A 26085-nucleotide genomic window follows, 5' to 3' on the forward strand; every position below is an offset into this window, starting at 1 on the left:
CGGTCAACTGCCTTTAGTGGGGTGCCCGTTGCGCGAAGGCTGCGCGGGCACCCCTTTCGCGGGCATCTCCTTCGCGGGCACCCCTTTCGCGGGCGCTTCCCGCCCCGGCGCTTCCCGCCCCGGCACTTCCCGCCCCGGCGCTCCTCGTCCCGGCGCCCCCTCCGCGAACTGGCTCGCCTGCAGCGCGTACAGCTCCGCGTACACACCCCCGGAGTTGAGCAGCTCCTCCGGCGTCCCGGACTCCACCAGACGGCCCGCGTCCAGGACATGGACCAGGTCCGCGTGCCGCACCGACGCCAGCCGGTGCGTGATCAGGATGACCGTCTGGCCCGAGCCCGCCAGCGCCCGGATCTTCTCGAACACCTCCAGCTCCGCACGGGCGTCGAGCGCCGCCGTCGGCTCGTCCACGATCAGGATCCGGCCCTTGCGGTACGCCGCACGCGCGATCCCGAGCCGCTGCCACTGACCGCCCGACAGCTCGTGCCCGCCGCTGAAGCTGCGCGCCAGCAATGTGTCGAGGCCGCGCGGCAGACCGGACACCACATCGCCCGCCCCCGCCTCGGCGACGGAGGCGTCCAGGCGCCCGTCCGACATCTCCGCCCCCGGCCTGCCGATGGCGATATTGACCCGCGCCGTGAACGGCCAGCGCTTGAAGTCCTGCGCCACCATGGCGATCCGCTCCGTGAGCCGGGTGCGCTCCGCGTCCGCCGCGTCCACGTCGTCCCACCAAATGCGGCCCTGCTGCGGTGAGTAGAGCCCGGCGAGCAGCTTGACCAGGGTGGTCTTGCCCGAGCCGTTCTCCCCGACCAGAGCGACGATCTTGCCGGTCGGGATGGACAGGGAGACCTCGCTGAGCGCCGGGCGCGCGTCCCGGCCCGGGTAGGAGAACGTCACCTTCTCGAAGCGGATCTCGCGCGGCTCCGCGGGCAGTTCGCTGCCGCCGCTCGGCACGGCCCAGTCGGCGGCCTTCACGTACAGGCGCTCCAAGTCGCCCACGAACAGGGCGTTCTCGTGCAGCTCGTTCACCTCGAGGACCAGGGTGTTGAGGTTCGACGAGCCGGTACGGATGGCGATCACGGCGGTGCCCGCGACGGCCAGGGACATCGCGCCGAGCAGCAGAAGGCCGCCGAGCGTCGCGTACGTCGCGGTCGCGGCGAGCCCCGTCAGGGACGCCGCGATCAGCCCCGTACGGGCCGCGAGCCGGGCCAGGCGCGCCTGCTCCGCCTCCGCCGACTCCGACATGGACCGGAAGTGCCGCAGCAGGAACGGGCCGACGCCGTGCACCCGGATCTCGGGGGCCGCCCGGGTCTCCGTGAGCAGACTGCTGATCAGACGGCCCGCGCGGGCGTGCTGCACCCACGCGTGGAACGAGCGGTAGCGGCGGCGCGCGATGGTCAGCGCCGCCCAGGCACTCGGCAGGGTCATCGTCACGAGCAGCGGTAACAGCACCGGATGCAGCACGGTGAGCACACCGGCGGCCGCGGCGAGCGAGATCGTCGCGTTCACCACCCGCGTGGCGATGGCGATCATGCGCCGGGCCGACGCGGCGCCGTACTGCGCGGTGTCCAGGAGCTTGTGGAACGCGTCGTCCTCGATCGCCGCGAGCTCCACGGCCGCGGCCCGCTCCAGATACTGCTCGGTCGCCACCCGCTCCACCTTCGGCTCCAGGCGCCCTGTGGCATAGGTCGACGCGGCCCTCAGGAGCGCCGCCACCAGCATCACGCACGCCACCGTCACCAGCGCGGGCACGGCGCCGCGCAGTCGTGCCTCCATGGAGCCCTGCGTCATCAGCCGGGCGAGCACGCTGTTGACCGCGAGCAGGTTCACCGCCTGTGCGACGCCGCGGCCGAGCTCGGCGGCGATGACGATGCGCGCGGCGGCCCGGTCGGCCTGCCAGGCGAGCCGGAAGCTGGAGGCCAGGAGCGCGGGCAGCCGCTTCACCATGACCCGCAGATTCATCTGCAGAAAGGCCTCTTCGTGCTGCGCCCAGCCGGTGTCGTAGCGCAGGGGGCCGCCGAAGAGGAGCTCTTCCGAACCCCGGGGCGCGCCGGTCGCGGAGCCCGCGCCGCCGTTGTCGGCCGCGCCGCCCGCGCCTCGGGCAGCGCCCGCGCCTCGCGTATCGGCAGCGTCTTCCGCGTCGCCCGCTGCACTGTCCGCGGTCCGCGCCCCCCGTATGAATTTCACGTAGCACCCTCCGGTCATCGCGCTCGTCCCGCCGGCCGTACCTGCCGCACCGTCCTGCCGGTCGCGAACGGACGCTCACTATCGCGGTGTCGGAGTCAACAACCCAGGGCGCGCGGGAAGTCCGCCACGGAGCACCCGGAGCACGAGGGGGAACACGCCTCCCGAGCGGTGCCTCCGAGTGAGGTCTCCGGGCGGTGCCTCCGGTCGGTACCTGCCGGGCCGGCCGGCCCGCTCGCAACCCCGGGCAACCCTTGCCGCCCGCCACCGCGGGTGACATGACGGTCACAGCACCCCAACAGGCTCCCCACGGCAAGGAGTTGCCATGGAAGAGAAAGTCCTGCTCCGGGCATACCGCACCATGCGCACCATCCGCGCGTTCGAGGAACGCCTCCACACCGAGTTCGCCACCGGCGACATCCCCGGCTTCGTACATCTCTACGCCGGTGAGGAGGCCTCCGCGACCGGCGTGTGCATGCACCTCGACGACGACCGTGACGCCATCGCCTCCACCCACCGCGGCCACGGTCACTGCATCGCGAAGAACGTCGACGTCAAAGCCATGATGGCGGAGATCTACGGCCGCACCACCGGCTCCTGCCACGGCAAGGGTGGCTCGATGCATATCGCCGACCTCGCCAAGGGCATGCTCGGCGCCAACGGCATCGTCGGCGGTGGACCGCCGCTGATCTGCGGCGCCGCACTGGCCGCCAAGCAGCGCGGCGACGGCGGTGTGGCCGTGGCGTTCTTCGGCGACGGCGGCTCCAACCAGGGCACCACTCTGGAGTCCCTGAACCTGGCCACGGTATGGCAGCTGCCCGCCGTGTTCGTCGCCGAGAACAACGGCTACGCCGAGGCCACCGCCGCCTCCTGGTCGGTGGGCGGCGGCTCCATCGCGGCCCGCGCGAGCGCCTTCGGCATGCCGGGCGTCACGGTCGACGGCTTCGACTTCTTCGCCGTGCACGAGGCCGCGGGCGAGGCCGTCGAACGTGCCAGGAGCGGGGCGGGCCCCACCCTCATCGAGGTCCAACTCACCCGCTATTACGGCCACTTCGAGGGCGACCAGCAGACCTACCGCGCCACCGAGGTGCAGGAGGCGCGTGCGCATCTCGACTGCCTGAAGCGGTTCCGGGCCAGGGTGACCGAGTCGGCCGAGCTCACCGCACCGGAGCTCGACGCCGTCGACGCGGAGGTGGCCCGGCTCATCGACGAGGCCGTGGCGGAGGCGAAGGCGGCACCCGAGCCGACCCGGGCCGACCTGGAGACCGACGTCTACATCTCGTACGGAATCCCGCACTGAACCGCGTACGGAATCCCGCACTGAACCGCGTACGGAATCCCCTACGCAAGCCCGTACGGAATTCCGTACCGACGAACCCAGGAGGCGAAGAGACCATGGCGCGAAGGATCAGCTGCCGCGAGGCACTCAACGAAGCGCTGGCCCAGGAGATGGAGCGCGACCCGTCGGTGCTCGTGATGGGCGAGGACAACGCGGGCGGTGCGGGCGCACCCGGCGCGTCCGACGCCTGGGGCGGCGTACTGGGCGTCACCAAAGGACTCCAACCCCGCTTTCCGGGGCGGGTGTTGGACACGCCCATCTCGGAGTCGGCGTTCGTCGGAGCCGCGGTCGGAGCGGCCACGCGCGGCCTGCGGCCCGTCGTGGAGCTGATGTTCATCGACTTCATGGGCGTCTGCTTCGACCAGATCTTCAATCAGGCCGCCAAGTTCCGCTACATGTTCGGCGGCAAGGCGATCACCCCGGTCGTCGTACGCACCATGTACGGGGCGGGACTTCGGGCCGCGGCCCAGCACTCCCAGTCCCTGTACCCGGTGTTCACCTCCGTACCGGGCCTGAAGGTCGCCCTGCCGTCATCGCCGTACGACGCCAAAGGCCTGCTCATCCAGGCCATCCGCGAGGACGACCCGGTGATCTTCTGTGAGCACAAGGCGCTCTACGACATGGTGGGCGAGGTGCCCGAGGAGAGCTACGCCGTGCCCTTCGGCGAGGCCGCCGTGGTCCGTGACGGCGAGGACGTGACCATAGTGGCGCTCGGCCGCATGGTGTCCGTCGCCCTGGAGGCGGCCGCCGAACTGGCCGGCGGCGGCGTGCGCTGCGAGGTCGTGGACCCGCGCACCACCAGCCCGCTGGACGAGGACACGATCCTGGAGAGCGTCGAACGCACCGGCCGCCTCGTGGTCGTCGACGAGGCGGGACCGCGCTGCGGCCTGGCGGCGGACATCGCCGCCCTGGCCGCACGGCAGGCGTTCGGCGCCCTGCGCGCACCCGTCGGGACCGTCACACCCCCGCATACGCCGGTGCCCTTCAGCGCACCCCTGGAGGACCTGTACATCCCGGACGCGCAGCGCGTCACGGCGGCCGTGAAGAGTGTCATGGACTGGAAGGCGTGAGATGCCGGGCGGTGCGGACAGTACGAACCCGGGCAGTGGTGCCATCCAGCATGTGGTGATGCCCAAGTGGGGCCTGTCGATGAAGACCGGGCGCATCACGGAGTGGCTGGTGGCCGAGGGCGACACGATCGAGAAGGGCGCCGACCTCGTCGAGATCGACACCGACAAGATCGCGGGCACCCTGGAGTCCACGGAGAGCGGCGTCCTGCGCCGGATCGTGGCAGGACCGGGCACGGACGCCCCCGTCGGCTGCACTCTCGCCCTGGTCGCACCGGCCGAGGTGGCGGAGGCGGACATCGAGCGGGCGGTACGCGTCGCCGAGGAGCAACTCGCCGACGGCACACCGCAGTCGGCGGACGGCCCCACCGAGGGCACGGTCGAGGTGGCGGGCCGCCGGATCGCGTACTGCGTCATGGAGAAGGAGGGGGGCCAGGAGAAGCAGGGGGACCGGGAGAGCCAAGAGAACCAGCGGGTCCCGGAGGGGCAGGGCGCCGACGACATGAGCGTGACCGTCCTCGTGCACGGCTACGGCGGCGACAAGAACTCCTGGCTGTTCGTGCAGGAGCCGCTGTCCGCCGGCCATCGTGTGTACGCCCTCGACCTGCCAGGACACGGCGACTCGGCCAAGGACGTGGGCGACGGCGGCCTGGAGACGCTCGCCGCGACGGTCACCGGCTTCCTCGACGCCCTGGGCATCGGGCGCGCGCACCTCGTGGGGCACTCCCTGGGCGCCGCGGTGGCCACGGCGGTCGCGGCCCGAGTTCCCTCGCGCGTACGGTCGTTGACCCTGGTGGCGCCCGCAGGCTTCGGCGTCCCGGTGGACCCCGGCTATCTGCGCGGCTTCGCCACGGCGGCCACCCGGCGTGAACTGCGGCCGTACCTGGCCCAGTTGTTCGCCGACCCGGGGCAGGCCAACCGGCAGCTGGTGGACGACGTACTGAGGTACAAGCGCCTGGACGGTGTGGCCACGGCCCTGAACACGCTCCTGGACACCGTCCTCGCCCTGGACGTGACCGCACTGCCGCCCGGAGCCACCCCGGCGGTCGCGGTCTGGGGCACCGCCGACCGCGTCATCCCGCACTCCGGCGCGGCCGCACTGCCCGCGGGCTGCGCGCTGCACAAGGCCGAAGGGGCGGGCCACATGGTCCACATGGAGGCACCGGGCGCGGTGGTGACGGCGGTACGCGAGGCTTACCGGCTCGCGGACTGAGAAGACGGTGGCGGTGCCGTCGTACGCATCCACAGCGGCACCGTCCCCGTGATCCGGCACAGCGCCAGGTACAGCGGGATCGGCGGGGTGTAGGGCGCCGCACCCGCGACGCCGGGGCGGCGGATCAGCCGGGGCGTACGGGTCCCGGCCGGAACCACCGCCCCGACGGCGTACCGCAGGGGCACCGGCCAGTCGAGCGAGACCGCGGAGTCCGACGGCACGATCCACCACCAGCGGGCACCGTCGGCGAACACGCACCCGATCTGCGGAAGGCGTGCCTCGGCCTGCCGGCCGTACTCCTCGGGCATCCCCACGGCGTCGCAGCCGAGCGACGCCGTCATCCCGTCGGGCAGTTCCAGCGGTACGTCGCCGGAGCCGCGCGCCAGCGAGGCGAGCGTCGTCAAGGTCATCACACGCATCCCGCCACCCAGGCCCCCGTCACGGTGCGCATTCGCCTGCCGGGATCCCATCACTGTTCGTGCACAGCCATCCAGGATCCGTCACCGTCGCCGCCCCCGCCGCGTGTGCCGTCGCCGTGCTCGACCCGTTCCGTCGTCTCATGCCGCCGCCTCCGCGGCGCCCGCCTCGGCAGCGCCTGCTTCTTCCGTCGCGCGCGGCAGGACGGCCCAGACGAGGAGCCCGAGCTCCTCCTCCTGCGTGCCCCACGCGCTGCTGACCGCGGAGACGAGCAGCAGCCCGCGCCCGTGGTCCTCGTCGCCCGCCCGTGCCGGGTGGGGGTGGCGGCGGCCCTCTCCGGGGCCCTCGTCGCGTACCGCTATCCGGACGGTGTCCCCGGCCGGGTCGTCGGTGAGATCGCAGACGATCCTGCGGCTCACCGTGTGCACGATCGCGTTGGTGACGAGTTCGGAGACGACCAGGGCCGCCGTGTCGCAGGTGTCCGCGCACACGTCCCTGGCCGACAGGTGTTCGCGCGTCAGGCGCCGTGCCCGGGACACCGCGTCAGGGTGCGCGGTCAGTTCGAAGCGGCAGCGGTGGTCGCCGAAGGGCGCCCCGGCAGGGGGCTGCGCAGTCTGGGTCTTACCGAGTGCCACGGCCGGTTCCTAACGGGGCGGACGGGTTCACGTATGCCACTATCTCCCCGCCGCGAACACTTGGCAAGCGTCACTCTGAAAAGTGCAGAGTGCAGTGTGCCTATCGGGCCGCCCGTGGCAGACTGCTCCAGCGAACTCCAGCGAACTCCAGCGAACAGCGACCGGACCGTTACCCGACGGCGACCGGATATGGACCGGGCAGTGGCTGGACAGTGACTGGTCCACGGGCGGACGCTGGAACTCCACGGCGGCCGACCAACGCAAAGACCCACGCACCACCGACCACAGGCGACGGGAGACAGCAGTGAGCGAACCGCGGTCCGCTCCCACCGTGGGCCAGGTGGTCCTGGGCAGACGTCTGCAGGAACTGCGCGAGAGCGCCGGGCTCAAGCGCGAGGAGGCCGCCCGCGTTCTGCGGGTCGCGCCCGCCACCGTCCGCCGTATGGAGACCGCCGAGGTCACCCTCAAAATCCCGTATCTGCAGCTGCTCCTGAAGGCGTACGGCGTCGAGGACGAAGAGGCCGACTCCTTCGTCACGCTCGCCGAAGAGGCCAATCAGCCCGGCTGGTGGCAGCGTTACCACGACATCCTTCCGTCCTGGTTCAGCATGTACGTCAGCCTGGAGGGCGCCGCCAGCCTGATCAGGTCGTACGAACCCCACTTCGTGCCCGGCCTGCTGCAGACCGAGGAGTACGCCCGGGCCGTGATGCGCTCCGGCGCCATCGGCCAGACCAGCGAGGACGAGATCGAACGGCATGTGGCCCTGCGTATGCAGCGCCAGGAGCTGCTCGACGAGGACGACGCCCCGCGGCTGTGGGTCGTCGTGGACGAGACCGTCCTGCGCCGCACCGTCGGCGGACCCGAGGTCATGCGCGGCCAGATCGACCGGCTGCTCAAGGCCACCAAGCTGCCCAATGTGACCCTGCAGGTCGCGGAGTTCTCGAAGGGCCACCACCCGGGCACCTACGGCCCGTTCGTGCTCTTCCGCTTCGGGGTCCCCGAACTGCAGGACATGGTCTACGCCGAGTATCTGACCGGTGCGGTCTATCTGGACCGCCGGGCCGAGGTCGTGACGTATCTCGAAGTCATGGACCGCATGGCCGCGCAGGCGGCGACTGCACATCGCACGAAGGAGATTCTCCGGAGTCTCCGCAAGGAGCTGTGAATGGATCGCATAAGCGTGGACCGCGAGCACGGCCGCGTCTACAACGGCATGCCCGCGCGCGAACTCGGCTCGGAGGGCTGGCACAAGCCCTGGAGCGGTGGCAACGGCGGCAATTGCGTCGAGGCCATGAAGCTCTCCGACGGCCGCGTCGCGGTACGCCAGTCCGCCGACCCCGACGGGCCCGCGCTGATCTACAGCCGCGGTGAACTCCATGCGTTCATCCAGGGGGCGAAGTCCGGGCAGGCGGATTTCCTGCTCTCCTGAGCTCCTTCCCCCCACGCATCCACACATCCACAGATCCCTGCCGCCACACATCCCCCCGCACCTCCCTTCATCCCTTCTGGAATTCCACTTCTGGAGCGACTATGACCGGGTACGAGACCGAGGCCGCCGAGTCCGCGCGGATCGACACCACCAAGCCGCACCCCGCGCGGATGTACGACTGGTTCCTCGGCGGCAAGGACAACTACCCGGTCGACGTGGAGATGGGCGAGCAGCTCGTCGCCATGGACCCGCGCACCCTCACCATGGCCCGCGCCAACCGCGCCTTCATGGAGCGCGGTGTCCGCTGGCTCGCGCAGAACGGCGTACGCCAGTTCCTCGACATAGGCACCGGCATCCCCACCGAGCCCAATCTGCACCAGATCGCCCAGCGGGTCGCCCCCGAGTCCCGGGTCGTCTACTGCGACAACGACCCCATCGTCCTGCGGCACGCGGAAGCCCTGCTGCGCTCCACGCCCGAAGGCGTCACCGAGTATGTGCAGGCCGACGCGCGGCAGCCGGAGACCATTCTCGAACAGGCCGGCAAGGTCCTGGACTTCGAGCGGCCCGTAGCCCTGTCCCTGATCGCGCTGCTGCACTTCATCTCCGCCGAGCAGGGCGCGTACACCCTGGTCGACCGGCTCATGTCCGAGCTGCCGTCCGGGAGTTATCTGATGCTGTCCCACGGCACCGCCGAGTTCACCCCGGAGACCGGCAGGACGGCCACCGAGATGTACAAGGCCCGCGGCCTGACCCTCGCCCTGCGCGACCGGACCGAGGTCGCCCGCTTCTTCGAAGGGCTCGAACTCGTCGAGCCCGGCGTCGAGATCGTCGACCAATGGCACCCGGAGCTCGGCGAGGACGAGCCCGCGGTGGACCCGTCGAAGGGGCCGACTCCGGGCTTCGTGGGCGTGGGACGCAAGCCGTAGCCGCCGGTGCTATGACTCCTTCGCCGCCGCCACGGCCGCCAGATGCCGGTCGACCGTGGCGGCGATCGCCTGGCAGTAGCGCAGGACGCCGGGCGAACGCACCGGACAGGGCTGGGAGTTCTTCGTGGTCGCGGCCAGACAGAAGTGCAGATAGTCGTCGTCCCGGTGCAGGCGCGTGGTGTCGCCTCCGGTGCAGTACGCGGGGTGGGCGCGTTCGTACGCGGTGCACGGGAGGCTCTCCACGTAGGTGTAGCGGTCGCCCGCTCGGCTCACCCGCGCACCCGCGTCCGCCGTCAGGTCGCCGGCGGCCGAGGCCTGTGCCGTGTAGACGCCGTTGACGCGGCGGATCCGGTCCGGGGACATCGCGTCCGGGCCCTGCAGGACCCACACCAGCTTCGGCCGCGGGATACCGGCCTCGCGAGCCGCCGAGGCGATCTGCTCCGTCAGGGCGCGGGCATCGGCGGCGTACCGCTCGTAGTACGCCGGAGTGCCGGAGCCGACCGTGCCCATGCACGGCGTATAGCCCCATGAGTTGCCCCAGAACTGCAGCACCACGACCTGCGGCCGCTCCTCGCGCACCAGCGCCGCCGCCTTGTGCTGCGGCGGCACGAGGGAACGTTCGCGGCGGCCCTCCAGGTAGTCGCAGAGCGTGGTGCCGGAGTGCGGTGCGCTGCGCAGCGTGGCCCGGCCCGAGTCCTTGACCAGCTTCGCGAGGACGTCCTGGTTCTCCATGGCGAGGGAGTCGCCCAGATAGACGGCGCGGGAGCGGGACGGGGCCGCGGCGGACCGGCCGGGCTTCTCGCCCTTCTCGTTCTTCTCGGTGCCGCCGGTGCCGCCGGTGCCGCCGGTGTCGGCGGTGTCGGCGGTGTCGCCGTCCGGCCGCTGGGCGGGCGCCGGCTGCTGGTGCTGTGAAGCCGTACCCGGCGGTGGTGCGGCCGCCGCGCCGGACGGGTCGGAGGCGAACACCACCCGCCAGGCGAACGCGCCCACCGCCAGCAGACCGAGCACCACGAGCACCGCGCCGAGCCGCCCGCTGCTGCTGCCGCTGCCGCTACGGCTCAACCGCCGCTTGTCCATGGCCACTTCACGCCCTCCACCGGTCGCGCACCGCTGTGGGCGCACCACAGTGGCGGCTGGGGACGCTGACGTCCAGAGACGTGCGTGACTGTGTCCGGTCTTGGGTGGGTGCGGTGGCCGAGGGAGGGCCAGGGTGCAGGTGACTGTGGACTGCCGGCGCGGGGTGGCCGTGGACTTGTCGGCTCAGGGCGGGGTGCCGTCCGGTGGCAGAGCCGCGCACAGCGCGTCGAGAGCCGCCGGGTAGACGCTTTCCGGCGGCGTCGTATACCCCACGACCAGGCCGTCCCACACCGGACCTGTCGCGTCCGGGTGACGGAAATCCGCCAGGCCGTCCAGGGCGACCCCCTGCCAGTGGGCCGCCTTGAGCGCCGACTGCTCGGTGCCGGGCGGCAGCCGCAGGACCGCGTGCAGACCTGCCGCGACACCGGTGGCCCGGATGTACGGGGCCCGCTCATCGAGTACCTGCGCGAGCAGATCGCGGCGCCGCCGGTAGCGCTGCCGCATCTGCCGCAGATGACGGTCGTACGCCCCCGAGTCCAGGAAGTCCGCGAGCGTCAGCTGATCCGTCACCCCCGCCCACGCCTCCCGCTCGCCCTTGACCCGCAGCACCTCGTCCACCAGGTGCTCGGGCAGCACCATCCAGCCGAGCCGCAGGGCGGGGGAGAGGCTCTTGCTGACCGAGCCGATGTACACCACCCGCTCCGGATCGAGGCCCTGCACGGCGCCCACAGGACGGCGGTCGTAACGGAACTCCCCGTCGTAGTCGTCCTCCAGAACCAGACCGCCACGCGCGCGTGCCCAGTCGACCACCGCCGCCCGCCGCTCCGGGTGCAGCGGACCGCCGGTCGGGAACTGGTGGGCCGGCGTGAGCAGGACCGCCCGCTGCGTCCCCAACCCGTCTACGCGCGCGCCGTCTTCGTCCAGCGGCAGCGGCACGGTGCGCACTCCCGCGGCGGTGAGCAGCTGACGGTGGAAGCCCAGGCCGTACTCCTCCACCGCGAGAGGACCGGACAGCGCTCCGCGCCCGGAGCCGCCCGCGCCGCCGAACAGCAGCCGCAGCGCATGCGCGAACCCCGAGCAGACCACGATCCGTCCGGGCTCGGTCCGCACACCGCGCGTGCGCGCCAGATACCCGGCGAGCGCCGTGCGCAGCTCGATACGCCCCTGCGGGCCACCGGGCCCGAACGCCTCGTGCGGCGCCGCGTTGAGCGCCCGCCGCGCCGACGCCAGCCAGGCGGTACGGGGGAACGACATGGCGTCGGGCTGTCCCTGCCGCAGATCGAAACGGGGCCCACGCGCGCGTGCCGGTGCCTTCTTCGGTACGCGCACGGGCTTGCCGGGGGAGGCACGCTCGGCGACCCGGGTGCCCGAGCCCTGGCGGGCGGTCAGCCACCCCTCGGCGACGAGTTCGGCGTAGGCCTCGGCGACTGTGTTGCGGGCGACGCCGAGGTCCGCGGCGAGCGCACGGTAGGGCGGCAGCCGGGTGCCGGGCGAGAGGCGTCCGGTGCGCACGGAGTCGCGCAGTGCGCGGATGAGCGCGGCACGACGGCTTCCGGACGGTGCGAGGTCAAGATGCAGATCGACCCCGGAATCGGAATTGACCTCAAAATCTGCCATGAAATTGAACCCTACAGGTGGTCTTTCCGGCCCGTAGATTCATGGTCATGACGAACAACACGATGAACACCACGGCGACCACAACGGACAACACCACGGACAACACCATGGAGGTCAACGCAATGAACACCACGGCGGTCAACGCGACGAACGGCTCGGCGAACGGCACGGGCTCCGCACCCGCAGGCCTGCCCCGCGTGAACGTCGCGGCGGCCGCCCCCAAGGCCTTCAAGGCGCTGATCGGTTTTGACGCCGCCGCCCGAGCGGGCCTCGATCCGGCCCTGGTCGAACTGGTCCTGATCCGCTCCTCGCAGCTCAACCACTGCGCGTACTGCCTCCACATGCACATCTCGGACGCCCGCAAGGCCGGAGAGAGCGACGAGCGTATGCACATGGTCGGCGTATGGCGGGAGGCCCCGCACTTCTTCACCGCGCAGGAGCAGGCCGCCCTCGCGCTCACCGAGACCATCACGCTCGTCGCGGAGAACGGCGTACCGGATGAGGTCTACGCCCGTGCCGCCGCCCACTTCGACGAGGAGGGCCTGGCCCATCTGATCGCCCTCATCTGCGCCATCAACACCTGGAACCGTCTCGCCCTGGCCGGCGCCAAGATCGCGGGCAGGGACGAGCGGGCGGGCCGGTGATCTCCGCTCCCGCCCCGCGAATCCGCTCGCGAAGGAGTTCGCGAAAGAGTTGGCGAAATCCGGTGCGGGAGCGATGAGTCCAGGAGGCCGTCGGAGTCGTATCAGGTACCAGAAGCCCTTGGCCCTCGTACCAGAAGTCCACGGCTCCGACCCTTCCACCAGGAGGTGCACCATGTGCCAGCACAAGCCTTCGTGCCCGTCAGCCCACCGACCCGACCGCGACGCCGCGCGCATCGTGGCCTCCCACCCCGAGCAGGGCTGGAACCTGCTGTGCAACGGCGCGATCGTCTTCGACGACTCCGGCGAACTGTTGCCCGACGGCAGCGTGATCGCCCCGCTGAGCCCGCTCCTGCCGGCCCTGCCGGCCCTGGAGGCGTCCGGCACCCGCATCCCCGTCTCCGTCCCGGTCCTCGCCGCGGCGTGAGGAGGTGCGGGAGGAGCCGGGGATCAGGGGGAGCCGGTGGAGCCGGTGGAGCCGGTGGAGTCGGCGGGCCGGCGAGCCGGGGGAGTGCGGCGGAGGTGCACCGTCGGCGAGGCCCCGCGGGGGTGGGCCTCGCCGAACGGCCGACTCCCCGCACGCCCCGGCTGAACGGGCACCCCGGCTGAACGGGCGCCCGGCTAAACGGACATGGGGCGGTCCTTCGCCGTGATCGATGCGGGCAGCCTGCTGCTCCCCGTCAGATACCGGTCCACCGCCGCCGCCACCGAACGCCCCTCCGCGATCGCCCAGACGATCAGCGACTGCCCGCGTGCCGCGTCCCCCGCGGCGAACACCCCGGGCACATTGGTCGCGAACCCGCCGTCACGGCGAATGACCCCGCGCCCCCCGGCAGAGCCGTCAGGTGCCCCGGCAGAGCCGTCGGGTCCGCAGAGGTCGAGCCCCAACTGGTCGATCAGACCGTCCTGCCGGCCGGGGCCGGAGAAGCCCAGGGCGAGCAGTACCAGATCCGCGCGCAGCACCCGCTCGGTCCCCGGGCGTGGCCGCCTTGCCCCGGCCGTCACCTCGACCAGGTGCAGCTCCCGCACCCGCCCCGCGCCGTCACCGCCGAACCTCAGCGTCGACGCCGCGAACAACCGGGCGTCCGCATCCGCCGTCTGCGCCGTGCCCAGATCCCGGGCCTCCTCGTGCGCCGCGGAGAGCCGGTAGACCTTCGGATACGTCGGCCACGGCTCGGTATCCTCGTCGCGCTCCCTGGCGGGCAGCGGGTAGATGTCCAACTGCGTCACGGAGGCCGCGCCCTGCCGTACCGCCGTCCCCAGGCAGTCCGCACCGGTGTCACCCCCGCCGACGATCACGACATGCCGCCCGGCCGCACTCAACTCGTCGAAACCGCCCGGCTCCTCGCCCCTCTCGCCTCCCCGCTCCCTCTCGCCTCCCCGCTCCTTCTCGCCTCCCCGCTCCTTCTCGCACATCCGGTTGGCGTGCGGCAGATACTCCATCGCCTGATGGATACCGGCCAACTCCCGCCCCGGCACCGCCAGTTCCCGCCAGGCCGTGGCGCCCGTCGCAAGCACCACCGCGTCATACCGCCCCCGCAGCTCATCCGCCGAGATGTCCCGCCCGACCGTCACGGACGTACGGAACTTCGTCCCCTCCGCCGCCATCTGCTCGATCCGGCGGTCCAGATGGCGCTTCTCCATCTTGAACGCGGGGATGCCGTACCGCATCAGTCCGCCGATCCGGTCGTCACGCTCATACACCACGACCGTGTGCCCCACACGGGTCAGCTGCTGGGCGGCGGAGAGCCCGGCCGGTCCTGAACCGACCACCGCCACGGTGCTGCCGGTGAGCCGGTCCGGTGGCTGCGGTGGTGCGTAACCCCGCTCCCAGGCCCGGTCGGCGATGGCCACCTCGACGTTCTTGATGGTGACCGCCGGCTGGTTGATCGCCAGGACGCACCCCGACTCGCAGGGCGCCGGGCACAACCGCCCGGTGAACTCCGGGAAGTTGTTCGTCGCATGCAGCCGGTCGCTCGCCGCCCGCCAGTCGTCCCGCGCCACCAGGTCATTCCACTCGGGGATCAGATTCCCCAGCGGACACGCCTCGTGACAGAACGGAACGCCGCAGTCCATGCACCGATCCGCCTGGTCGCCGATGATCGGGAGCAGCGCCCCGTGGACATATACCTCGTCCCAGTCCCGGACCCGCTCCTGCACGGAACGGCGCGGCCAGTCCGCACGGGAGGTCGTGAGAAAACCCTTGGGGTCGCCCATGGCCGTCTCCCTTGCCACGGTTCCCTAGCGGTCCTAGTCCCTACGGTCTTCGGCTCGCCCTTCTCGTCACCATACGTCGCCTCCCCGCACCCGGCGACCGTTGCCGACGTCCCTCCACCGCGCCCCCGCCGCGGTCTACGCTGGCCGCCGAAAACGGGAACGATCAAGGAGTGGCGAGCCATGAATGTGCACGCGGGAGCGGGGTCGGATGCGGGCCGGGACGCGGTGGCGGGATCGGGACCGGACGCGGGGTCGGGCTCGGTGGCGGGAGCGGGAGCGGGAGCCGGCGCAGGTGCGGAGGCGGGTGCCGCCGCCGGGGGTGCGGGCTCGGGCCTGGGCTCGGGCTCGGGCAGGCTGCGGTGTGCCGTCCTTGACGACTATCAGGGCGTGGCCCTGTCCATGGCCGACTGGTCGCCCCTCGCCGATGACGTCGAAGTCCACGTCATACGCCACCACTTGGGCGACGAAGCGGCCGTCGCCGCGGCCCTCGCCGACTACGAGATCGTCGTCGCCATGCGTGAACGCACCCCCTTCCCCGCCTCCCTCTTCGAGCGCCTGCCCCGCCTTCGCCTGCTGATCACCTCCGGGATGCGCAACGCCTCCATCGACCTGGCCGCCGCCGCCCGCCACGGCGTGACCGTGTGCGGTACGCCCAGCAACTCCGAACCGCCCGCCGAACTCACCTGGGCGCTGATCCTCGGCCTCGCCCGCCAGGTACTGCCGGAAGGTGCAGCGCTACGCGACAACGGCCCCTGGCAGAGCACCCTCGGCGCCGATCTGTACGGCCGGCGCCTCGGCCTGATCGGGCTCGGCCGTATCGGAGCCAAGGTCGCCCGGGTCGGCCGGGCCTTCGGCATGGATGTCCTCGCCTGGAGCCAGAACCTCACCGCCGAGCGCGCCGCGGATGCCGACGCCCAGCTCGCCGACTCCCTCGACCACCTCCTCTCCACCAGCGACTTCGTCTCCATCCATGTCCAGCTGGGCGACCGCACCCGCGGTCTCATCGGCGCCGCCGAGCTCCAACGCATGCGCCCCACCTCCTATTTGGTGAACACCTCCCGTTCCGCCGTCGTCGACCAGGACGCCCTCGTCCAGGCCTTGCACCAGGGCTGGATCGCCGGCGCCGGCGCCGATGTCTTCGACACGGAGCCCCTGCCCCCGGCGCACCCCTTGCGCACCGCCCCCAACTTCCTCGGCCTCCCCCACCTCGGCTATGTCACCCGCCGCAACTACGAGGGCTACTTCCAGAGCGCGGTAGAAAACATCACGTCCTACCTGACCAACACACCGACCCGCGTCCTCTCCTGACAGGGAGAGGGAGGGGGAGGCTGAGGGAGAGGGAGAGGGAGAGGGAGAGGGAGGGGGAGGCTGAGGGAGAGGGAGAGGGAGAGGGAGAGGGAGGGGAGGGAGCGGGAGCCGAGGTTGGGGGGCTCGGGAGCCCGGGACTTGGGGGCGGGAGTCGGGAGCCGGGCCCGGGGGCCGGGGCCGGGGCCGGGGGCGGGGGAACTGGGGGCTCAAGAGCCGGAGCCGAGGGCTCGTGAGCAGGAGGCCTGGGGCCCGGAAGCCGGAGCTGGGGACTTGGGGCGGGGAGTCGGGAGTCGGGCAGGAGGCCGGGGGTTGGGGCCCGTGAGTCGGGAGTCGGGGGCAGGAGGCCGGGGCCCGGGAACCGGGGAATTGGGGGCCGGAGAGCCGGGGTTCGGGAGTCCGGAGGCGAAGGCTGGGGACTGGAGAGCGGGGTTCGGGAGTCCGGAGGCGAGGTGGGGGCCGAGGATCTGGGGGGAGGCTCTCCCGCCGGGCAACCATCAGGGAGAGGGGCCGCCCGCGCCGCCGGGTGCGGTCTCTGGTCCTGTCGGCGCCCGCGCCCGCGGCTGGCGAGCTCATGCGGTGTCGGTGCGCCAGCCCGCCAGGATCTGCTCCACGGCGGCCGCCACCTGCCGTCGCGCCCTGCCCCTTGGTACTCCTCCCATCAGCAGCGAGTCGTAGTCGGTGTCGTCGTGCCGCACCGCGGCCCGCACCGCCGCGGTGACCGCCCCCGTGTCCAGCGCACGCCCCGCCGCGCTGCGCCCCACCCGGCCGCTGCCCCGCTGTGAGGCATGCGCCGCGATCCGCTGCGCACGCTCAGTGGGACAGCCCGGATGGAGCCGCTGTATCTCCCGCGCGAACTCCGCGGTGAACCGCACATCCTCGGCCGCCCTGCGCACCGCGTCCCGTTCCCTGCGCCGTGCCCGCGCCTCCGCGTCCGCCAGGCAGCGCTCCTCGGCGAGCGCAAGAGCCACCTCCTCCACAAGTACGCCCTGGCGTTCGTACCGCTGGCGGCGGCGGTTGCGGCGCACCACGACGACGGAGAGCGAACTGCCTTCCCTCGCACGGCGGGTGAGCGCCGTGTTGCCGCGCGGCAGATACACCAGGTGGCCGAGGTCGGCGCAATCCAGGCAGTGCGGCTCACCGTCCGACATCACCAGCAGATCCAGCGGCCCGGTATGACACTCCGCGCAGTGCCGCCGCCCCCGCGGTTCGACCGCCACAAGGTCGTTCCGCGACAGCCCACTTGGCGGTTCGGCCCGTTCGACCCGTTCGGCCCGGCTGGTCTCGCCGACCCCGCCGACCCCGTCGACCCCGCCGACCCCGCCGACCCCGTCGGCCGGGGCCGGCGAACCCGGTCGGCTGGCTCGGCTCGGCATGCCCGGAACGTACCCGCGCCACCGCCCTCTCAGGCGGCCAGGGCGAGTATCAGCGAGGCGCAGGCCGCCAGGGACGCGCCGCCCCGCACATGGTTCCAGGCCGTCCACTCCGTCACGTACTCCCGCCACTGGTCGGCGCTCTCCGGCGCTTCCGGGTCGAGCTTCGCCATTGCGTCATTGCGCGGGATGTTGGCCGCGACACTCACTCCCAGCGTGCCGAACAGGTACAGGCCACAGCCGACCAGCAGCTCGATCGTCCCCTTGTCGGGCCACAGTACGAACGTCACCACGGCCACCACCGCGCACAGCCCCGCGGTACCGATGAACACCCCTATGAACAAAGGGTTGATGATCAGCACATTCAGCTTCTGCATGGCCGCCAGGCCCTGCGGGTGGGGCAGCGCCGCGAGCGTCTTCATCACGGATGTGGAGAAGGCGAAGAAGACGCCGGCCATCAGGCCGCTGCCGAGCGCCGCCAGCAGAGCCAGCACGAAATAGGGTCCCTCGATCATGGCAACTCCCGGTTTTGTGCGGGGTGATGGGCCAGCCGCTTCAGCGCAGAAGGTCATCTTCCCGGAGCGGAAGATCCTGCACGGCAGCCCCTATCCCTCACAAGTCAAATCCTGAACAAGGCGCATGGCCATGGCCGAACCGCGCAGCCCCATACGCGAACGTCTCCGCTCCCCGGCCTCGGCTCCCGCCCCTGCGCCCGGCATGTGCATCATGGCCCCGTGCGACTCGAACCGATCAGCTGGGAACGACTCACCGACACCCTCGCCGACCGCATCGACGGCCTGAAGGCCGAGGACGGCAGCGCTTGGCTGCGGGTGGCCGTCGACGGCGCTCCTGCCGCCGGGACCGCCGACCTGGCCGGGCGCCTGGCCGACGCTCTGCGGGTCCGGGGGCGCTCGCCCCTGGTGGTCGGCACCCAGGGATTTCTGCGGCCCGCGTCGCTGCGGTTCGAGTACGGACACAGGGACGCCGACTCGTATTACGACGGGTGGTTCGACACGGGCGCGCTGTGGCGTGAAGTGTTCGGCCCGCTCGACCCCGGTGGCACGGGCCGGGTGCTGCCCGACCTCTGGGACGCCGCGGCCGACCGGGCTACCCGCAGCGCCTATGCGGAACTCCCGCCCGGCGGCGTGCTGCTGCTGCACGGGCCGCTGCTCCTGGGGAAGTGGTTTCCCTTCGATCTGACCGTGCATCTCAGGCTCGGTCCGGCGGCACTGCGGCGGCGCACCGTGGATGACGAGCAGTGGACCCTGCCGGCCTTCGCCCGCTACGACGACGAGGTGGCGCCGGCCGACGCGGCGGATGTGCTCGTCCGCGCCGACGATCCGCGGCATCCGGCGTGGAACGGCGGCGCGTGACCGATCCGGGCGCGGGTCTGTGTTCGGGTGAGGGGCCGTGTTCGGGTGTTGGCGCCGGTGCGAGGGTCCGCGTAAGGCCCTTCGAAGGGTTACGCACCGTAGCGCTTTCACTGAGCGGCGCGGGATCACCGACCGTGACGGTTTCACGGAGCGTGGCGCCGGGCCGTCCGCGAGTGCGGTCCGCGGGCAGCCGGATGAGAATGATTCCGCCGGTACCAGCGGCGCCCTCCGCGCCGTGCCGGCCGCCGGGCCCATGGGAGGCACATCATGACCACTGCCGGAGACATCATGCACCGCGGCGCTCAGTGGATCCCCAGGCACGAAACGCTGGACCGCGCCGCACAGCTGATGCGTCAGCTGAATGTCGGTGCGCTGCCGATCAGCGATGAGAACGAGCGGCTCTGCGGCATCCTCACCGACCGGGACATCGTCGTGGGGTGTGTGGCCATGGGGCATGACCCGGCGAAGGTCACCGCCGGCGAGATGGCCAAGGGCACGCCCCGGTGGGTCGATGCCGAGGCGGATGTCGACGAGGTGCTCCATGAGATGAAGGGGCACCAGATCCGGCGGCTGCCGGTGATCGAGAACAAGCGGCTCGTCGGAATGATCAGCGAGGCCGATCTGGCCAAGCATCTTTCCGAGGAGCAGATCGCGGGCTGGGCGGAGCGCGTCTACGCGAAGGGCTGAACCGGTCGTGGCGCTCGCCGGGCGATGGGCCCTGCGGGAGGCGAAGCGGTGTGCCGACCGGGAGCGACGAGAGGACCAGGAGCGTCGAGTGGGCCGGGGGCGTCGAGTGGGCTGAGCGGGCAGCGAGTTGGTGTTCATGTCTTGTGTACACCGCTCGGACCGCGGAGGTTCCCACTTCCCCGGAACGAATTCGCGTCCGCCCCCGCCCCACCCCTCGAGCCGACGGGCTTCGCCGACGTACAGCCCAATGACCCGTAACAAAAGGGGTCAACTGGGATGATCTCGGTATGACGCGAACCGACGGTTATCTCCTGGACCCTCGTCAGGCCGAGGCCGAGCAGCGTTACGACGCTCTCGCGGCCCTCTTCGACGCGACCACCTTCCGGCACTTCGAACGGCTCGGGGTCGGCCCCGGCTGGCGTTGTTGGGAGGTCGGCGCCGGCGGCACATCGGTGCTCAGCTGGCTCGCCAAGCGTGTCGGCCCCACCGGCAAGGTGATCGGTACCGACATCGACACCGCACGGGCCGATGTCGCGGCCCGCCCGCCTGTCGAGGTGCTGCGCCACGACGTGGGCGCGGAGGAGCCGCCCGGCGACAGTTTCGACTTGGTCCACGCCCGGCTCGTCCTGGTCCATGTGGCCGACAGGGACCGGGCGTTGCGCTCCATGATCAAGGCGCTGCGGCCCGGTGGCCGACTGCTCATCGAGGACGCCGACACCGCTCTGCAGCCGCTGATCTGCCCCGACGAGCACGGTCCGGCACAGCGCCTCGCCAACCGGCTGCGCCACGGCTTCCGCGCACTGCTCGCCGAGCGCGGCGCCGACCTCGCCTACGGCCGCAAGCTGCCGCGCATTCTGCGCGAGGCCGGCCTGGTCCAGGTCGAGGCCGACGCTCATTTCCCGCTGACCTCATCGGCGTGCGCCGAACTGGAGACCGCCACGGTCAATCAGGTCCGCGACCGTCTCGTCGCCGGTGGTTTCGCCTCCGACGCGGACATCGACCGCCACCTCGCGCATGTCGCCGGCGGCTCGATGGACCTCGCCACCGCGCCGATGATCTCCGCGTGGGGCCGCAAGGCATAACCGTACGTACGCGTACTGGCCCGCGCCGGCCCGTACTGGCCGCGTAGTGGCCCGTGCAGACCGTTGCTGTACGTACGGGTGCACCTGCCCGGAGGGCACCTCTCGCCCTCCCCGCGATGCCCCTCCCGGTCACGCCCGGTCACGCCCGGTCACGCCCAGCCATGCCGGGCCCGACGGCGCCCGCCCCGACAGTGTCACCTTCGGCGGCGGGCGTCGTCGGTGGCGGGCCACCCGGTTCGGTGACGGGGGGGCGGCCCGGTCGTCCTCACTCCGGCCGCCCGCCCACTCGCTCGACCGCCAGGGCTCCCGCCCTGCACCCCTCGGCGGCCGCCTCCGTGGCGGGGGCCCTGTTGAGCCGGGCGCAGAGGAAGGCCCCGGTGAACGCGTCGCCCGCGCCCGTCGTGTCGCTCGCCGTCGCGGGCACGGGGGGAATCCTGACGGGCGTCGAGCCGGCGCTCGACACCACCGCGCCTTCCGCCCCCTGCTTGGCCACCACGAGCGGGAACTGGTGGCTCAACTTCGCCGCCGCGTCCAGGGGATCGGGCAGCCCGGTCAGCAGCTCGGCCTCGTCGTGGCTGGGCAGCAGTACGTCCACCCCGGCGGTCGCGGCGAGAAACCGGTCCACGCCCGTCTCGGCGAGGAAACCGGCCGATGCCGGATCCACGCTCACGGACACACCACGCGCGCGTGCCGCCGCCAGAGCGGTCGTCGCCGTCGTCCTGCCGGGCTCCGCGAAGAAGAGATAGCCGGACAGATGCAGATGGGCCACCCCGTCGAGGAGCCCGGGCGACCAGTCGGCGGGATCCAGACGCAGGACGGCGCCGCTGTCAGTGAGGAACGTCCGCTCCGCCGCGGCGTCCACCAGACAGATCACGGTACCGGTCGGCGCCTCGTCGTCGACGGCGAGCAGGGGGCGTACTCCCGCGTCACGCAGGGCCTTTGCATGCCAGTCGGCCGACTCGGCGCCGACCCGTCCCAGAAGTCGCACGTCCGCACAGCCCCAATAGGCCGCCCAAGAAGCGACGTTGGCGCCTGCTCCGCCCGGCACCAGTCGGATGGCCGCGGCCGTGTCGGTGCCCTTCCTGAGCGGCGCACGATGGCGTGCCACCACGTCCGTGACGACGTCACCGACGACGAGGAGCGCACCGGGCCCGGAGGCCGCGGGGCCGGCCGGTCCGTCGGGCCGGGAGGGTGCGCTGTCAGCCGGTTCCTCAGGCCGGGATGTCACGGCGCCGACCAGGAAACCGCGATCCGCGCGGCCAGGCGCACATTGCCGCGTACAGCCGCCAGATTCGCGCTGAGCGACGCACCGTCGGTGCGTCGCACCAGATAGTCGAGGAGGAAGGGCGTGACCGCCTGGCCGCTGATGCCGCGCTTGTCGCACTCCCGCAGCGCTTCGGCGAGCACGCGCGCGTGCAGCCCGGGGTCGAGTTGCTGCGACACATCGACCGGATTGGCCACCACCAGCGCCGAGTCCGGGCCGCCGAGCAGGTCCTGGGCGCGCAGCACCGCGGCGACGTCGTCGGGGGAGCGCAGGGTCCAGTCCACCGGGTGGCCCGAGTCCGTGAGGTAGAAGCCGGGAAACCGGTCCGTGCCGTACCCGGCGACGGCCACCCCGAGGGTCTCCAGGCGCTGCAGTGTCGCGGGCACGTCCAGGATCGACTTCACGCCTGCGCACACGACCGCGATCGAGGTGCGGGCGAGCAGCCGCAGGTCGGCGGATTCGTCCTGGTCGGCGGTCCACTGCCGGTGCACGCCGCCGAGGCCGCCGGTCGCGAAGATCCGGATACCCGCGCGGGCCGCGAGCAACGCCGTCGCGGACACCGTGGTGGCCCCGCTCGCGCCGGCCGCGACAGCGAGCGCGAGGTCGCGGTGGCCCAGCTTCCGGATGCCCTCTCCCGCCGCGATCCGCTCCAGCTGCTCCTTGTCGAGACCGGCTCTCGCCTGCCCGTCGACGACGGCGATCGTCGCTGGTACGGCGCCTTCACGGCGTACCAACTCCTCCAGTTCCAGGGCCACCTGGAGGTTCTGCGGGCGTGGCAGCCCGTGCGCGATGATCGTGGACTCCAGAGCCACGACCGGACGCCGCCGCTCCACCGCTTCCCGGACCTCTTCCGACACGCTCAGCACCTGTCGCCTCCCATCGCTGCGGCTTTCCTCATCCCTGGCGGCTGCGGCACCCCGCCAAACCAGCACCGCACGACTGGCTCTTGCAGCGGGCGGGGTGGGAGACGGAGTCTGGCCCCATGAAGGACAACACCGCACGCCTCGACCATGTCGTCCTGTGGGTGAACGACCCGCTCGCCGCCGTGGAGTTCTATGAGAAGACGCTCGGCTTCACACCGGTACGGGCCGACGCGTACGCGGAGGGCAAGGCACCCTTCCCCTCGGTACGCCTGAACGACGAGACCATCTTCGACCTGATGGCGCGGGAGAAGGCGCCGCGCATGGCCATGGTCCCGGAAGCCGCCGCCAGCTCAGGGCACCCCGTCAACCACATCTGCATCGCCCTGACGGCGGTCGGGTTCGACGCGCTGCACGCCCGTCTGGAGGAGCACGGAGTGCCGATGTCGGAGATCTCGCACGACGCGTTCGGCGCCCTGGGCAACGCGCAGCGCAGCTTCTACTTCCGTGACCCGGACGGCAACATCTTCGAGGGCAGGCACTACGACACGGCCTGAGACGCCGCACAGCGCCCGGTCCTGAGAGCGAGGAGTTCGCCGTCCCTTCGGTTCTCGGCTGCGGATGTGCGGATGTTCGGCCGTGCGCAGGGCGGAGTCTGCTGCCGGAGTACGGATCCGGCCCTGTGCCGCGCAGGGGCAACGGCCGAAGACGGCGGGCCGGGAAGGGCTACGGACGGTGCGCACGCGCCCATGGCATGAGGCGCCTTTCCGCCGCAGTGAGCAGTGTGTTGACCGCGAGGCCGAGCAGGCCCGCCCACAGCGTGCCCGCAAGGACGTCAGTGGTGCCGTCGGGCACCTGGGAAGCCTGCGCGATGAAGGTGCCGAGCCCTTCGCCGAAGCCGGAGAGGATTTCCGAGGCCACCGCGAGAATCAGCGCTACAGAGGCGGATATGCGGATGCCCGCGGCGATGAACGGCGCCGTCGCGGGCAGCGACACCCGCCACAGGACCTGCAGCCGTCCGAAGCCGAAGGCCCGCAGCGTGTCCCTGGCGACGGGATCGACATCGCCGAGGCCGTACACCGTGTTGAACAGCACCGGCCAGACGGAGGCGTACGCGATGACCGTGATCTGCATCCGGGCGCCGGTCCCGAGCAGCAGCGCCACCAGCGGAATCAGCGCCACCGAAGGGATCGGCCGCAGAAACTCGACCACCGCGCGGGCCGCCGCGTCGACCTTGGGGACGCTGCCGAAGAGGACGCCGAGGGGGACGGCGACGGCACAGCCGAGCAGCAGTCCGTACGCCCACACGCTGAGCGTCGCCGCGAGCCCGTCGAGGAAGAGCCCGTCACCGGCGAGCCGGGCCGCGCGCTCCACGACTTCGGACGACGGCGGCAGATAGGCGCGCTGCACGATTCCCGCCCGCCCGGCCGCCTCCCCCGCCGCCAGGACGCCCAGAACGCCCGCGGCGCCGAGCAGCCGACGGCGCGGCCGGGAGAGCGCGACAGGGCGCTTCCTGCGCCGTGCAGGGGCCCGCACGCCCGCCGCCTCGGGGCGGGCCGGCTCCCGTGCCGCGGGAGAGGTCATGCGGGCTCGGCCCGGAACAGCAGCTCTGCCGGGTCCGGCCGCTTCTTGAGCAGACCCCCTTCGGCCATCATCTTGATCAACTTCCCCATGCGCTCAGGGCTGTTGGACGCGGGGTAGCCCGGCAGCGTGATGGCCCGGGCCGTCCCGGCGTCCAGCTTCGTGTAGTCCGGCAGCACCTGTTCGACCGCCCGGCGGTCCTCACCCGCGTCCCGCTGCGCCCTCTGGATCGCCCGCTGGAACGCCGCGGCCGTCTTCGGGTTCTTCTCGACGAAGCCCTTCGTCGTCTCGTACCCGGAGAGCGGAAGGCTCTGTGCGGGGCGGCTCGCGCCATTCACCACCACGCGCGCGTGCAGCCTGCGTTTGGCGTCCGTCAGAAACGGCTCGGTGATGTCGGCCGCCTCGACCTGTCCCTTCTCCAGCGCCGCGGCCATCTGCGGGAAGGGCACCTGCCGGTAGTCCACCGGCTCGGCGCCGTGGCCCTGCTCTTCGAGGATGGCGTCCAGGCGAAGCGACTGGATGCTGTGCAGGACGTTCTCGGCGACCTTGCGGCCCTGGAGATCCTTCGCCGTACGGATCGGGGAGCCGGGCAGCACGACGACGTCCATCGAGTGCGGCGCGAGCACCACGCCGTCGGCAAGGACACGCAGGCTCAACGTGCCCTTTTCCTGGGCCTGCAGCATCGTCACGTAGTTGCCGCCCGCCACGATGTCGACCTGCCCGTTGGCCAGGGCGGGGATGGCCTGCACGCTCTGCTGTACCGGGCGTACCCGCACCTGCAGGCCCTCGGCCTTGAAGTAGCCGCGTTCCTGGGCGATATAGAGAGCGGCGCTATCCACCAAGGGCGTGGCAGCCACTGTCACCGCGGCTCTCTCGAGCCCTTTGCCCGAGCCGCCCTCACTGTTCTCACCGCCCTCTCCTGAGCCCCCGCAGCCGGACACCGCGAGCAGCAGGACGGCGGTCACCAGCGCCAATGTGCGGCGCGAACCGGTGTTGGCCGTGGTACGTGCGGTCATGAGCGTCCCCCGTCAACTCCCCTGTGCCAGAGGGTACTTGGATAGTGCATGGGGTGGCGCGACTTCAAGACCGCCACCTGCGCAAAGAGGCAAGAACACGTACGAAGCGGCTCGGGGGAGCGACCGGCTACGACGCACCCGCGGGTGCCGTACCGGACTTGCCGCGGAGCGCTGGCGTGGACCCATGCGCGAGCCCACCACGCGGTCCTTCTACGACGAACTCGCCGCCGACTACCACCTGATCTACGAGGACTGGGGGAGGAGCGCCACCCGCCAGGGCGCCGCCCTCGACGCAGTGGCGAAGGCGGAGTTCGGAGCCGCCGTCGGGAGGACGGGCCGTGCGGCCTAGAGTGACCGGCCATGACAACTGATCATGCCGCCGCCTCTGCTCCCGCTCCTGACGCCGCCGCCCCGACTGCCCCCGCCTCCTTCGTCGTGCACATCCCGGACGCCGAACTCGAGCCGGAGCCGCTCGACCCGGACCAGATCGTCTCGGGCGACCCGGTGGTGACGGGCAAGGTCCTGTGGGAGTCGGCGGACGGCCGGCAGGTGCGCGGCATCTGGCAGATCACGCCCGGCGTGGTGACCGACACCGAGGCGAACGAACTCTTCGTGGTCGTCAGCGGCCGCGCCACGGTCGCGGTGGAGGGCGGCGACGTCCTGGAGGTGGGGCCGGGCGACGCGGCGGTGCTGCGCGAGGGCGACCGCACGACCTGGACCGTCCACGAGACCCTGCGCAAGGCGTACCACATCAGCCTCTAGAGAGCCGGTTGCGTTCCGCCGCC

The 26085-nt window shown here is 71.7% G+C and carries 27 protein-coding genes; 15 read left to right on the forward strand and 12 right to left on the reverse strand.

The window, feature by feature from the left end:
* Positions 1-3 precede the first annotated feature (3 nt).
* The gene (locus ACFQVC_RS20205; protein ID WP_381832390.1) at positions 4-2007 is read right to left on the reverse strand and encodes an ABC transporter ATP-binding protein; all 2004 of its coding nucleotides are present in this window, start codon (positions 2005-2007) and stop codon (positions 4-6) included.
* 499 nt (positions 2008-2506) lie between these two features.
* Here ACFQVC_RS20205 and ACFQVC_RS20210 point away from each other — a divergent pair, with 499 nt between their 5' ends.
* From ACFQVC_RS20210 to ACFQVC_RS20220, 3 genes are all read left to right on the forward strand, one after another.
* Positions 2507-3481, forward strand: a complete 975-nt coding sequence (locus ACFQVC_RS20210) for a thiamine pyrophosphate-dependent dehydrogenase E1 component subunit alpha (RefSeq protein ID WP_381831919.1) — start codon at positions 2507-2509, stop codon at positions 3479-3481.
* A 95-nt stretch (positions 3482-3576) separates the two neighbouring features.
* Complete coding sequence (locus ACFQVC_RS20215) at positions 3577-4590, forward strand: alpha-ketoacid dehydrogenase subunit beta (RefSeq protein ID WP_381831921.1); 1014 nt, start codon at positions 3577-3579, stop codon at positions 4588-4590.
* A gap of 1 nt (position 4591) precedes the next feature.
* Positions 4592-5800, forward strand: a complete 1209-nt coding sequence (locus ACFQVC_RS20220; RefSeq protein ID WP_381831923.1) for an acetoin dehydrogenase dihydrolipoyllysine-residue acetyltransferase subunit — start codon at positions 4592-4594, stop codon at positions 5798-5800.
* Here the strand turns inward: ACFQVC_RS20220 and ACFQVC_RS20225 are convergent.
* Positions 5782-6210 carry a hypothetical protein gene (locus ACFQVC_RS20225; RefSeq protein WP_381831925.1) on the reverse strand — a complete coding sequence of 143 codons (429 nt, stop codon included), beginning with the start codon at positions 6208-6210 and terminating at the stop codon, positions 5782-5784. The two genes, ACFQVC_RS20220 and ACFQVC_RS20225, sit on opposite strands and share 19 nt — an antisense overlap.
* A gap of 147 nt (positions 6211-6357) precedes the next feature.
* Positions 6358-6852, reverse strand: a complete 495-nt coding sequence (locus ACFQVC_RS20230) for an ATP-binding protein (RefSeq protein WP_381831927.1) — start codon at positions 6850-6852, stop codon at positions 6358-6360.
* A gap of 304 nt (positions 6853-7156) precedes the next feature.
* Between ACFQVC_RS20230 and ACFQVC_RS20235 the strand changes: the two genes are divergently transcribed.
* From ACFQVC_RS20235 to ACFQVC_RS20245, 3 genes are all read left to right on the forward strand, one after another.
* Positions 7157-8017, forward strand: a complete 861-nt coding sequence (locus tag ACFQVC_RS20235; RefSeq protein WP_381831928.1) for a helix-turn-helix domain-containing protein — start codon at positions 7157-7159, stop codon at positions 8015-8017.
* A complete protein-coding gene (locus tag ACFQVC_RS20240; RefSeq protein WP_381831930.1) occupies positions 8018-8281 on the forward strand; it encodes a DUF397 domain-containing protein in 264 nt (87 codons plus the stop codon).
* Between the two features lie 101 nt (positions 8282-8382).
* A complete protein-coding gene (locus tag ACFQVC_RS20245; protein WP_381831931.1) occupies positions 8383-9207 on the forward strand; it encodes an SAM-dependent methyltransferase in 825 nt (274 codons plus the stop codon).
* A gap of 9 nt (positions 9208-9216) precedes the next feature.
* On the opposite strand, the gene ACFQVC_RS20250 is transcribed toward ACFQVC_RS20245, so the two are convergent.
* Both ACFQVC_RS20250 and pdxR read right to left on the reverse strand, forming a co-directional pair.
* Entirely contained in the window at positions 9217-10284 is a 1068-nt protein-coding gene (locus tag ACFQVC_RS20250) for an SGNH/GDSL hydrolase family protein (protein WP_381832393.1), read from the reverse strand.
* A 183-nt stretch (positions 10285-10467) separates the two neighbouring features.
* Positions 10468-11901: a MocR-like pyridoxine biosynthesis transcription factor PdxR gene (pdxR, locus tag ACFQVC_RS20255; RefSeq protein WP_381831933.1), complete on the reverse strand. Its 1434-nt coding sequence runs from the start codon at positions 11899-11901 to the stop codon at positions 10468-10470.
* A 41-nt stretch (positions 11902-11942) separates the two neighbouring features.
* On the opposite strand from pdxR, the gene ACFQVC_RS20260 reads away from it, so the two are divergent.
* The gene (locus ACFQVC_RS20260) at positions 11943-12545 is read left to right on the forward strand and encodes a carboxymuconolactone decarboxylase family protein (protein WP_381831935.1); all 603 of its coding nucleotides are present in this window, start codon (positions 11943-11945) and stop codon (positions 12543-12545) included.
* Positions 12546-12717: 172 nt separating this feature from the next.
* Positions 12718-12969 (forward strand): DUF5999 family protein, encoded by a 252-nt coding sequence (locus tag ACFQVC_RS20265; protein ID WP_381831936.1) that lies wholly within the window; start codon positions 12718-12720, stop codon positions 12967-12969.
* 194 nt (positions 12970-13163) lie between these two features.
* Here ACFQVC_RS20265 and ACFQVC_RS20270 read toward each other — a convergent pair whose 3' ends face one another.
* On the reverse strand, positions 13164-14759 hold the full coding sequence (locus tag ACFQVC_RS20270) for a glutamate synthase subunit beta (RefSeq protein WP_381831938.1): 1596 nt from the start codon (positions 14757-14759) through the stop codon (positions 13164-13166).
* A 399-nt stretch (positions 14760-15158) separates the two neighbouring features.
* On the opposite strand from ACFQVC_RS20270, the gene ACFQVC_RS20275 reads away from it, so the two are divergent.
* Positions 15159-16067 carry a D-2-hydroxyacid dehydrogenase family protein gene (locus ACFQVC_RS20275; protein ID WP_381832396.1) on the forward strand — a complete coding sequence of 303 codons (909 nt, stop codon included), beginning with the start codon at positions 15159-15161 and terminating at the stop codon, positions 16065-16067.
* A gap of 569 nt (positions 16068-16636) precedes the next feature.
* Here the strand turns inward: ACFQVC_RS20275 and ACFQVC_RS20280 are convergent.
* Both ACFQVC_RS20280 and ACFQVC_RS20285 read right to left on the reverse strand, forming a co-directional pair.
* The gene (locus ACFQVC_RS20280) at positions 16637-17440 is read right to left on the reverse strand and encodes a DUF2293 domain-containing protein (protein WP_381831940.1); all 804 of its coding nucleotides are present in this window, start codon (positions 17438-17440) and stop codon (positions 16637-16639) included.
* A 29-nt stretch (positions 17441-17469) separates the two neighbouring features.
* The gene (locus tag ACFQVC_RS20285; RefSeq protein ID WP_381831941.1) at positions 17470-17952 is read right to left on the reverse strand and encodes an anthrone oxygenase family protein; all 483 of its coding nucleotides are present in this window, start codon (positions 17950-17952) and stop codon (positions 17470-17472) included.
* Between the two features lie 219 nt (positions 17953-18171).
* Here ACFQVC_RS20285 and ACFQVC_RS20290 point away from each other — a divergent pair, with 219 nt between their 5' ends.
* The 3 genes from ACFQVC_RS20290 (at position 18172) to ACFQVC_RS20300 (ending at position 20579) form a co-directional block, all read left to right on the forward strand.
* On the forward strand, positions 18172-18810 hold the full coding sequence (locus tag ACFQVC_RS20290) for a nucleoside/nucleotide kinase family protein (RefSeq protein ID WP_381831943.1): 639 nt from the start codon (positions 18172-18174) through the stop codon (positions 18808-18810).
* A 267-nt stretch (positions 18811-19077) separates the two neighbouring features.
* Positions 19078-19497: a CBS domain-containing protein gene (locus ACFQVC_RS20295; RefSeq protein WP_381831944.1), complete on the forward strand. Its 420-nt coding sequence runs from the start codon at positions 19078-19080 to the stop codon at positions 19495-19497.
* Positions 19498-19784: 287 nt separating this feature from the next.
* Positions 19785-20579 carry a methyltransferase domain-containing protein gene (locus tag ACFQVC_RS20300; protein WP_381831946.1) on the forward strand — a complete coding sequence of 265 codons (795 nt, stop codon included), beginning with the start codon at positions 19785-19787 and terminating at the stop codon, positions 20577-20579.
* Positions 20580-20844: 265 nt separating this feature from the next.
* On the opposite strand, the gene ACFQVC_RS20305 is transcribed toward ACFQVC_RS20300, so the two are convergent.
* Both ACFQVC_RS20305 and ACFQVC_RS20310 read right to left on the reverse strand, forming a co-directional pair.
* Positions 20845-21690, reverse strand: coding sequence for a carbohydrate kinase family protein (locus ACFQVC_RS20305; RefSeq protein WP_381832398.1), 846 nt, complete (start codon positions 21688-21690; stop codon positions 20845-20847).
* Between the two features lie 113 nt (positions 21691-21803).
* Entirely contained in the window at positions 21804-22709 is a 906-nt protein-coding gene (locus ACFQVC_RS20310; RefSeq protein ID WP_381831947.1) for a pseudouridine-5'-phosphate glycosidase, read from the reverse strand.
* Between the two features lie 116 nt (positions 22710-22825).
* Between ACFQVC_RS20310 and ACFQVC_RS20315 the strand changes: the two genes are divergently transcribed.
* Entirely contained in the window at positions 22826-23260 is a 435-nt protein-coding gene (locus ACFQVC_RS20315) for a VOC family protein (RefSeq protein WP_381831949.1), read from the forward strand.
* Positions 23261-23429: 169 nt separating this feature from the next.
* Here the strand turns inward: ACFQVC_RS20315 and ACFQVC_RS20320 are convergent, their stop codons facing one another.
* Both ACFQVC_RS20320 and ACFQVC_RS20325 read right to left on the reverse strand, forming a co-directional pair.
* Entirely contained in the window at positions 23430-24287 is an 858-nt protein-coding gene (locus tag ACFQVC_RS20320; protein ID WP_381831951.1) for an ABC transporter permease, read from the reverse strand.
* Entirely contained in the window at positions 24284-25300 is a 1017-nt protein-coding gene (locus ACFQVC_RS20325) for an ABC transporter substrate-binding protein (protein WP_381831953.1), read from the reverse strand. The genes ACFQVC_RS20320 and ACFQVC_RS20325 overlap by 4 nt, the downstream gene beginning before the upstream one ends.
* Before the next feature lie 184 nt (positions 25301-25484).
* Between ACFQVC_RS20325 and ACFQVC_RS20330 the strand changes: the two genes are divergently transcribed.
* Positions 25485-25649, forward strand: coding sequence for a hypothetical protein (locus ACFQVC_RS20330; RefSeq protein WP_381831954.1), 165 nt, complete (start codon positions 25485-25487; stop codon positions 25647-25649).
* A gap of 11 nt (positions 25650-25660) precedes the next feature.
* On the forward strand, positions 25661-26062 hold the full coding sequence (locus ACFQVC_RS20335; RefSeq protein WP_381831956.1) for a cupin domain-containing protein: 402 nt from the start codon (positions 25661-25663) through the stop codon (positions 26060-26062).
* Positions 26063-26085: the final 23 nt, after the last annotated feature.

This window comes from Streptomyces monticola (assembly GCF_042665355.1).
GTDB lineage: Bacteria > Actinomycetota > Actinomycetes > Streptomycetales > Streptomycetaceae > Streptomyces > Streptomyces monticola.